This window comes from Streptomyces alkaliphilus, assembly GCF_014141535.1.
Classification (GTDB): domain Bacteria; phylum Actinomycetota; class Actinomycetes; order Streptomycetales; family Streptomycetaceae; genus Streptomyces; species Streptomyces alkaliphilus.
This window is the reverse complement of sequence record NZ_VKHT01000145.1, coordinates 1-7,614: the sequence shown is the minus strand read 5'-3', so window position 1 is coordinate 7,614 and position 7,614 is coordinate 1. Positions and strand designations below refer to the sequence as shown.

Annotated in this window: 7 protein-coding genes; 2 read left to right on the top strand and 5 right to left on the bottom strand. The window is 71.0% G+C overall.

What is annotated here, in order from left to right:
• Nucleotides 1-94: 94 nt before the first annotated feature.
• Nucleotides 95-340, bottom strand: a complete 246-nt coding sequence (locus tag FNQ90_RS07420; RefSeq protein WP_407699319.1) for a hypothetical protein — start codon at nucleotides 338-340, stop codon at nucleotides 95-97.
• A gap of 395 nt (nucleotides 341-735) precedes the next feature.
• On the opposite strand from FNQ90_RS07420, the gene FNQ90_RS07415 reads away from it, so the two are divergent.
• Nucleotides 736-1,905 carry a helix-turn-helix domain-containing protein gene (locus tag FNQ90_RS07415; RefSeq protein ID WP_182605592.1) on the top strand — a complete coding sequence of 390 codons (1,170 nt, stop codon included), beginning with the start codon at nucleotides 736-738 and terminating at the stop codon, nucleotides 1,903-1,905.
• A gap of 126 nt (nucleotides 1,906-2,031) precedes the next feature.
• Here FNQ90_RS07415 and FNQ90_RS07410 read toward each other — a convergent pair whose 3' ends face one another.
• Entirely contained in the window at nucleotides 2,032-2,643 is a 612-nt protein-coding gene (locus FNQ90_RS07410; protein ID WP_182605590.1) for a TetR/AcrR family transcriptional regulator, read from the bottom strand.
• Nucleotides 2,644-2,737: 94 nt separating this feature from the next.
• Here FNQ90_RS07410 and FNQ90_RS07405 point away from each other — a divergent pair, with 94 nt between their 5' ends.
• A complete protein-coding gene (locus FNQ90_RS07405) occupies nucleotides 2,738-3,490 on the top strand; it encodes an SDR family oxidoreductase (RefSeq protein ID WP_182605589.1) in 753 nt (250 codons plus the stop codon).
• A gap of 199 nt (nucleotides 3,491-3,689) precedes the next feature.
• Here FNQ90_RS07405 and FNQ90_RS07400 read toward each other — a convergent pair whose 3' ends face one another.
• The 3 genes from FNQ90_RS07400 to FNQ90_RS07390 form a co-directional block, all read right to left on the bottom strand.
• Nucleotides 3,690-4,481 carry a carbohydrate ABC transporter permease gene (locus FNQ90_RS07400; RefSeq protein ID WP_153426835.1) on the bottom strand — a complete coding sequence of 264 codons (792 nt, stop codon included), beginning with the start codon at nucleotides 4,479-4,481 and terminating at the stop codon, nucleotides 3,690-3,692.
• A gap of 41 nt (nucleotides 4,482-4,522) precedes the next feature.
• Nucleotides 4,523-5,530: a carbohydrate ABC transporter permease gene (locus FNQ90_RS07395; RefSeq protein ID WP_143619348.1), complete on the bottom strand. Its 1,008-nt coding sequence runs from the start codon at nucleotides 5,528-5,530 to the stop codon at nucleotides 4,523-4,525.
• 536 nt (nucleotides 5,531-6,066) lie between these two features.
• Nucleotides 6,067-7,347, bottom strand: coding sequence for an extracellular solute-binding protein (locus FNQ90_RS07390; protein WP_182605587.1), 1,281 nt, complete (start codon nucleotides 7,345-7,347; stop codon nucleotides 6,067-6,069).
• Nucleotides 7,348-7,614 lie beyond the last annotated feature (267 nt).

The window sequence follows — 7,614 nt, the reverse complement described above, 5'->3', positions numbered from 1 at the left end:
TGCCCCCACCGCCCGCTGACCGACGCCGGCCGCCCCGGGGGGCGCCGGAGGTGTGGGGAACACCCGGTCGGTTCCCCCGGTCCCGGCGGGGTGTTCATGTGCCCAGCCGGGTGGGGGAGCCCGGGGCGTCCTGTGTGCCCGTCGGGGGCGCCGCCGAGTCCCGCACCACCAGTTCGTCGCCGGCCGGGAAGCGCGCGGAGTCGCCCTCCGCCCACGTGACGACCACGGCCAACCCACCCATGGGTCCACGGGCGCCGGCGGTCTCCCGGACCGTGCGCCACTCACCCCGATAGCCGATCACATCGCCGGGCACGAGCAGGGCCGCGAGTTTGGTCGGCACCTTCATCCGTTCCCGACGACCCGGATGCGGTCCAGGGGGGTGCTCCATTCGATTCCACCCCCCACCGGCCTCACGTACGCCTGCCGGTCGACCACACGGCCCGACCCCTTGAGTCGTTCCTCGATGACCCCCATCAGGAGGCCCGTTCGCCCCGAGGCCGTGTCCACCACCAAGGTTCCCCTCGGATGGGGTGGTTCTCCGTGGCAGAGTGTCTTTGCCACCTGTTCGATGCGGCCCATGTCTCCTTGCCCCCTCTGCGGGTATATGTCTCGCCCAAGGGAACTCCCGCCGGAGGAAGTGAACTTTCACACGCCTTGCACAAAGGGTGAGTGAGTGAACTCCAGGAGTGAGAAAATGGGTGAGGTGAAGGCGGTCGAAAGGGAAGGGCGCACCACATGAGCGCGACCAGGATTCCCGGGCCCGGCGCGAATGTGGCGGTGTGCCGCAAGGCGCGCGGCCTGAGTCAGTCGGCCCTCGCCCGACGGGCCGGCGTGTCGGTGTCGCTGCTGAGCAAGATCGAGGTGGGGGACCGTGCGTTGACCCAGGGCATCGCCGCCGCTCTCGCCCATGCCATGGATCTGACCCTGGATGAACTCTTGGGCACGGCTTCCGTCCGCCGCGTCGACGAGAACGGTCTGACCGCCCTCAACCACGCCATCAGACGCTTCGACATCGCCGACACCCCACCGCCGCATCCCGAGGATCTGCCGGGGGAGTTGGACGGGTTGAACGGGCACCGCTACCGCACGGAACTGTCCGCGGTGTTGCGGAAGTTGCCGGCGGTGTTGACCGGGGCAACCAACCACGCCCACGCGACGGGGTCCCCCGACGCGTGGGCCCGCGTCGCCGACGCCTACTCGGTGGTCTACTGGCTCGCCGCGCGTCACCGATGGACGCACCTCGCCGAACTCGCGGTGATGAAACAGCGGTTGGCCGCCGAGCGGGCTCATCCGGTCGCCGCCGTGGTGGCCGCCCGTGATGAGGCCGGAACCTTTCTCAACTCCGGTGACTTCGCCGGAGGATTGGCGGTCGTCGATCAGGCGATCATCGAGGCCGAATCCACGCTTCGGGACCGTGACCGGGCGTTCGGGCTGGGCATCCTGCACCTGCGCGGACTGACCCTGGCCGGTCGCCTGAAGGACGGGGCCACCGCCGCCCGTCACATCGACGCCGCGTGGCGCACGGCCGAGGAGTACGGCGAGGACGCCGACGAGCACGGCATCCACTTCGGCCCGCAGCAGACCGCCACCCACGTCATCGCGACCCGTGCCGACCTGGAGGACCACCGCACCGCGCTGGAGACCGCCGAGGATCTGATGCGCGGCGGCACCTCGCTGCCCGCCACCCGGATCGGTCCCCTGCACATGAACCTCGGCCGATCACACCTCGCCCTCGGTGACCGCGACGCGGCGTTGGCCTCGTTGGAGGAGGCGTGGGCGGTTGCCCCCGAGATGGCGCGGGTGCATCCGACGAGTCAGGAGCTGATGCGGGTACTCACCTCCCTGCACCGTCGCAGCAATCCTCGGTTGACCCGCCTCGCCAAGCGCGCGGGCGTGCCCTTCTGAGCCCGGGCCGACAGGGCGGAAGCGGGGGTGGGTGCCGGCCGGTGACGCGCCACCGTGTCACCGGGAGGGCCCCGTCTTCGCCGTGCAGGTGGGCGGCTGACCGGGGGGCCGTGCGTCGGACGGCCCTCAGGGGCGGATCGGCCAGTTGCCCAGCGCGGCGTCGGCCATGGCCCGGAGCTCCTCCCGGTCGACACCGCTCGCGGCCTGCACGGCGATGCCGAACGCCAGGGTGGTGACGTAGCGGGCCAGGAGACCCGGATCGGTTTCCGGGGGCAGGTCGCCCTCCTCGACGGCCCGTTGGAACCGCTCCCGGACCCGGGTGCAGCCGTCGTTGCGCCAGGCGGCGAGCAGGTCGCGGACCGCCTGTCCGGAGTCGCTCACGGCCAGCGCGCCCTGGACGCCCAGACATCCGGCGGGGTGGGCCGGGCGGGTGGTGGTGCGGACGGTGCCGGCCAGGATCGCGCCGGCGACCTCGCGGGCGGTCGGTTCCTCCAGCGCCCGGGCCAGGTAGGCGCTCGGCCCCTCGGTGTAGCGCTCCAGGACCTTGCGGAACAGCTCCTCCTTGTTGCCGAAGGCCGCGTACATGCTGGTGGTGGAGATGCCCATGGCTCTGGTCAGCGTGGACAGGCCGGCCCCCTCGTAGCCGTGCTCCCAGAAGACCAGCATGGCGCGTTCGAGGGCCTCGTCGGTGTCGAAGCCCCGCGGTCGGCCGGTCGGGCCCTTCCGTCCGTTCCTCACCCCCGCAGTCTACCTCTTCCGCAGCGATCACTACAGAAGTGCTACGGTTCGACTTCTGCATCGATCGATACGGAAATCGACGGAGGTCATCGACATGGGACTGCTCGAGAACAGGACCGCCCTGGTCACCGGGGGCGGCGGCGGCATCGGGCTGGCCACCGCCGCGCGACTGGCGGCCGAGGGCGCACACGTTTTCATCACCGGGCGGCGCGGGGCCGAACTCGACGCCGCCGTCGAGACGATCGGCCCGACGGTGGTCACGGCGGTGACCGCCGACATCGCGAACCCGGCCGACCTGGACCGGCTCCACGACACCATCCGTGACCGGGGGCGGGGCCTGGACGTCCTGTTCGCCAACGCCGCCGTCGCCGAGTTCGCGCCGCTCGAGCGGATCACCGAGGAGCACTTCGACACCCTCTTCGGGATCAACGTCCGGGGCACGCTGTTCACCGTCCAGAGGGCGCTTCCCCTGCTGAACGACGGCGCCTCGGTGATCCTGAACGGCTCCACCAACGTGGACGCCGGCACGGAGGCGTTCGGCGTGTACGCGGCCTCCAAGGCCGCCGTCCGATCGTTCGCCCGGACCTGGGCCAACGAACTCCGGGGACGCGGCATCAGGGTCAACACCGTCACGCCCGGCCCGACCGACACCCCCGGCCTCTCCGGGCTCGTCCCCGATCCGGAGCAGGCCGCCGGCTTCCGGCAACACCTGGCCGCGCAGGTGCCGCTGGGACGGCTCGGACGGCCGGAGGAGATCGCCGCCGCCGTGGCCTTCCTCGCCTCCGACCAGAGCAGCTTCGTCACCGGGGCGAGCCTGTACGTCGACGGCGGCCTGAACCAGATCTGAGGGCCGCGGCCGTGCCCGACGAGGTGACGGTGTCCGACCGGCGGGCGCGCCCGGCCGGCCGCACGCCCCCGGGTCGCTCCCGCCGGCGCGGCCCCCCGCCGGGGGCGCCGTCCGGCGCCGCGCACGGCTCCGGCCCCCGGCCCGGGCCGCGCGACGCGCGATCCGGGCCGGGGGCCGGAGACACCCCGAAAAAGACGGCTCAGCCCTTGGTGGCGCCCGCCGTCAGGCCACCCGCCAGGTGGCGCTCCGCCACCGAGTAGAAGGCCAGCGCGGGCAGCATCGCCAGCACCAGGTAGGCCATCACCCGGGCGGTGTCCGAGGCGTACTGCCCCTGGAACTGCTGCACGCCCAGCGGCAGCGTCCACAGGCTCGGGTCGGTGAACATCACCAGTGGCAGGAAGAAGTTGTTCCAGCTCGCCACGATCGCCAGCACCGACACCGTGGCCAGCGCCGGGCGGGCCATGGGCAGCAGCACCTTGAAGAAGAACCCGAACGGCGAGCAGCCGTCCAGGATCGCGGCCTCCTCCACCTCGCGCGGGATCTCCCGGAAGAAGCCGCGCAGGATGATGATCGTGATCGGCAGGCCGAACGCGACTTGCGGCAGGATCACGCCCAGATAGTTGTCCAGCAGGCCGATCGAGCGCAGCAGGACGAACAGCGGGAGGATCGCCGCCGCGAAGGGGAACATCAGGCCCACGGTGAAGAGCATGAAGAAGGCCTCGCGGCCCCGGAAGGCGTACCGGGCGAAGACGAAGGAGGCCATCGCACCCAGTCCCGCCACCAGCACCGTGGTGACCAGACCGATCAGCGTGCTGTTGAAGACCTGACGCCAGAAGGTGTCCGAGGCCAGCACGTCGCCGTAGTTCTCCGGGCGCCACGGCGAGGGCAGACCGAAGGGGTTCTCCGCCAGCTGGGCGCTGTCCTTGAAGCCGCCGAGCACGGCGAACAGCAGCGGTCCGACGATCAGGATGGCGAGGCCCAGCGCCAGCAGCTGGCGGGAGACCCCGACAAGGAGTGTGTTGCGGCGGTGGTTCACTTCGCCCCTCCCATGGTGGTGAGCGCGCCCTGCGTGTCACGACGCATCACGAACCGCACGTACAGCAGGGCGAACACCATGCTGATCACGAACATCGCCACGCTGAACGCGCTGGCGTAGCCGAACTGGTACCGCTGGAAACCGAAGTCGAACATCGTCACGGCCAGCGTCTCGGAGGAGCGCACCGGGCCACCGCGGGTCATCACCCACACCAGGTCGAAGAGCTGGATGGTGCCGATGACGGAGAGGAAGACGCTGATGCGGATGGTGGGGCCCATCAGCGGCAGGGTGATGTGCCGGAACTGCTGCCAGGGGCTCGCGCCGTCCAGGGAGGCCGCCTCGTTCAGCTCGTGCGGGATGCTCTGCCGCCCGGCCAGGTAGAGGATCGTGTAGAAGCCGAAGAACTTCCAGGTGATGACGACGAACAGGGACATCAGCACGGTGTCCGGGTCGGCGAGCCAGGCCCGCTGCAGGGACTCCAGGCCGATCGAGCCCAGCACGTGGTTGAGCAGGCCCGAGTCCGGCGAGAGGATGCTGGTGAACAGCACCGCCGTGATCACCTCGGACAGCACGTACGGGGCGAAGAACAGCAGGCGGTAGATCGCCCGCCCGCGCATCCGCTGGTTCAGCAGCAGCGCCAGGCCCATGGCCAGCGGCAGCTGCACCGTCAGGGCGAGCAGGATCAGGATGCCACCGCGCCGCAGGTCCCCGAGGAAGATCGGGTCGCTCAGCATGCGACGGAAGTTGTCCAGCCCCACGAAATCGGTGGGCAGCCCGCCCATCCCGTTCCAGGAGTAGAGGCTGAACCACATCGCCAGGGCCACCGGGGTGAGCACCAGCAGCCCGTACAGCAGCAGGGCGGGGGAGAGGAAGACCGCCACGGTCAGGCGCTTGTCCCGGCGGCGTCGGTCGGTGGGCATCGCGTGCGCCGGCGCACGGGGCGGCTTGCCGCCGCGACGGTTGGTCGCGTTCGGCTCGTCGGTCGTCAACACCGGAGAGGTCATGGTCGGGCTCCGCTTCGGGAGAAAGATGGGGCGGCCGGTCGCGCCCCGGGGTGCACCGGCTGAGTGCCGGAGGGCGGGGGACCGCGGAGGGTCCGGGCCACCCGCCGGGTACGGGTACGGGTACGCGGGGAGCGCTGCCCCGGCGCTGGTGCCGGGGCCGGAGCCCCCCGCGACATCGGCGGCTCGGAGGGCCCGGGGTTCCCGGGAACGACGGGGTTCCGGGAACGAACTGGTCCTGGTGGTGTCTTCGTGGCGATCGGCGGCGGTTCCGTGGCCGAGGGGCGTTTTCCGGAGCCGGCTGTGCCGGGCTCCCGCGTCGACCCGTGACGGTACGGGGTCCGCCGTGCCGGGGCACGCGGTGGCGGTCTCCCGGGACCGGCCGCGCGTGGTCGGGGCGTCCTCCCCGACGGCCGGGGGGCGCGGTCCCGGGCGGGGTGCCACCCCGCGCCGCTGGGGAGCCGACCCGATGGTGCCGGTCGACTCCCCTCGCCGGCGCACCGCGCGCGGGGTGGAATCCCGCGCGCGGTGCGGGCGTGCTAGCCCTCTGCCCTGGCCACCTCGGTGATGGCCTCGGTCACCTGCTCCGGGGTGGCGACCCCGGCGAACAGCTCGGCGACGCTGCTGTTGACCTGCCCGCCGACGGCCGGCGGGAACGCCTGGTCGAGGTAGAGCTGGAAGCCACCGGCGGCGGCCATGGTCTCGGCCACCACGCGGAGGTCCGGGTCCTCCACCAGTTCGATGGCCTCCTCGGTCACCGGCAGGCCGGCACCGGACTCGACGTACGCGGCGTGCTGCTCGGCCTCCGAGATGAAGAGGACGAAGTCCACCGCCTCCTTGGGCGCGCTCGCCGAGACGGCGAAGCCGTTGCCGCCGCCGAAGACCTCGTCCAGCGAGCCCTCGCCGCCCTCGACCTCCGGGAAGGGGAAGAAGCCGAGGTCGTCGCCGATGCCGCCGCCCGCGTCCGCCTGGACCGACGGGGCCCACTGGCCCATCAGCTCCATGGCGGCCCGGCCGCTGCCCATGAGGGCGGCCTGGCCGTCGGGGCTGGAGTAGTCGGCGCCCAGGTAGCCGTTCTGGAAGGGCTCCAGCTCGGCCAGCTCGCGCAGGCGCTCACCTGCCTCGACGAAGCCGGGGTGGGTGAAGTCGTTGGTGTGGGCGGCGTCCTCGAGGGCGTCCAGCCCCGCGACCCGCATCGCCAGGTAGGACCAGTAGAAGTGGCCGGGCCACTCCTCCTTGCCCGCGAGGGCGATCGGGGTGATGTCGGCGTCCTTGAGCGTCTGGACGACGTCGAGGAACTCGCTCCAGGTGGTCGGCGTCTCCTCGACACCGGCCTCCTCGAAGAGCGCCTTGTTGTACCAGAAGCCGACCATGCCCGCGTCCACGGGGATGCCGTAGGAGGTGCCGTTGACCCGGTAGGGCGACAGCGCGGCCTCGGTGAACTGGTCCATGGTGGTACCGCCCACCACGTCCAGGTCCTTCACCAGACCGGCCTCCACCTGCTGGGCCAGCACGCCGCCGCCCCAGGTGGAGAAGACGTCCGGCATGTCACCACCCGCGGTGATGGTGGTCATCTTGGACTTGAACGCCTCGTTTTCCAGCGCGGTGACGTTCACCTTCACGCCGGGGTTCTGCTCCTCGAAGTCCTGAACCCACTGGTCGTAGATCGTGGCGGTCGGCTCGGTGGTACCGATGTGCCACCAGTCGATCGTCACCCCCCCACCGGCGTTGGAGTCGTTCTCGGAGTTCCCCCCGCCGCAGGCGGCGAGCAGAAGGGTGGAGGCCACCAAGGCCATCGCACCGCGCCGACGTAGCGACATGATCGTGCCCCTTCGCACCAAAGCAGAAATTATCGGCCTGCTGTCGAAAAATTTGTAGGCGCACCATAGGAGGACACGGGGGCCACGTCAACGGATCTGACGCGGAGCTTTGGTTTTGGCAGGTCACCCGTCTCCGATCGGACCGATAATTTTCGGTGCGAGGCCCGAACGGAGGGGGGCCGAGTGGCCCCCGGGATGGGTGATACGGCCCCCTTGGGCGGGTGTGACCGGAGGGTCTCGGCGGGTGTGGCCGAGAGGTGATGGGGG